The organism is Vibrio sp. 811 (assembly GCF_033339195.1).
This window is the reverse complement of sequence record NZ_JAWOUB010000373.1, coordinates 1-721: the sequence shown is the minus strand read 5'-3', so window position 1 is coordinate 721 and position 721 is coordinate 1. Positions and strand designations below refer to the sequence as shown.

Annotated in this window: 2 protein-coding genes; both read left to right on the top strand. The window is 45.2% G+C overall.

What is annotated here, in order from left to right; all coding sequences use genetic code 11:
• Positions 1–433 (top strand): DUF3549 family protein (locus R7Q46_RS26955; protein WP_318078203.1); only part of this gene is annotated, 433 nt, incomplete at its 5' end.
• A 13-nt stretch (positions 434–446) separates the two neighbouring features.
• Positions 447–721: DUF3301 domain-containing protein (locus R7Q46_RS26950; RefSeq protein ID WP_318078202.1), on the top strand; the 275-nt coding region annotated here is incomplete at its 3' end.

The following is a 721-nucleotide window of genomic DNA, read 5'->3' as shown; positions in this document are numbered from 1 at the left end:
TGGTGCTCTTGAGCATGTCGACTTACAAGACCGACTAGCGCAGCGTATCGCAGAAAAAGCGCAGCAAGAGATTCACAGCACAGAACCAGATTTGTTCTTGCTATCGGCATTAACTCGCGCGTTAGCAGGCGCTCCAACTGAAGTCTCTTTACCAGTACTAGAAGCGATTTTGCAAAGCCCTCGTTTAAGTCACCAAGAAGTACTGATCGGTATTGCGGGACGAGCATGGCATCTTCTTTCTGATGCAAAAATCGCTGAACAATTTTTGCTGCGACTCGCACAAACAGGCAATCAAACCCTTTTCAATCAATTATTTGCCGATTTAGTTATGCTGCCAGAACTAAGAATGGTATTGCTACCTTTGCTGCACTCTAGCCCATCGGAAGAGCTAGCCACTGCACTCATCAAATTGCAGCAAGCCACAAAGGGATAAGAAAGGATTAAGGATGATAGGAGATCTACTGGCAATACTTGGACTGTGCTTTTTCTGTTTTCTATTTTGGCAACAACGACGTCAATCTGAGTTAGCCAAAGTTGCCATCTCACGAAAATGCGAGCAATTAGATCTTCAGCTCGTTAGCATCGCTTTTGGAGCACACAAACTGAAAACGCCAGACGGAGTCTGGCGTTGGCATACAGTGTATCAATTTGAATTTTCATCTCTTGGCGATGACTGCTATCAAGGCCAATTGACTATGGTTGGATTCAGGCCGCAGAGCTT